This window comes from Flavonifractor sp. DFI.6.63 (assembly GCF_024462255.1).
Classification (GTDB): Bacteria; Bacillota; Clostridia; order Oscillospirales; family Oscillospiraceae; genus Lawsonibacter_A; species Lawsonibacter_A hominis.
Window position 1 is genome coordinate 1 of the sequence record NZ_JANGBE010000157.1, and the last position, 255, is coordinate 255.

General features: G+C 51.8%; 1 protein-coding gene. It reads left to right on the top strand.

Annotation, left to right across the window (positions count from 1 at the left end):
* Positions 1-43: 43 nt before the first annotated feature.
* Positions 44-255, top strand: a 212-nt coding sequence (locus tag NE547_RS18735) for a helix-turn-helix domain-containing protein (RefSeq protein ID WP_256176653.1), incomplete at its 3' end; no start/stop codon positions are given.

Here is a 255-nt window from a genome sequence, read left to right on the forward strand (position 1 = left end):
GGCCGAAAAGAAGAAATTATCGTACGAAGAAAAATTGCAGGCAGTGTTATATTGCATCGGGCACCGGTTGGATTACCGGCAGGCCAGCGAGCAGTACAAAATCACCTACCAGCAGATCTATAACTGGATCAAAAAATATCAGGAGCAGGGAGAAGCCGGGTTGCTTGACCGCCGGGGGAAACGCCGCTCTCCTGCCGAATACAACGAGGAGGAAAAAGCTGCGGCAAAGCTGCGGAAGCTGGAAGCGGAAAACAG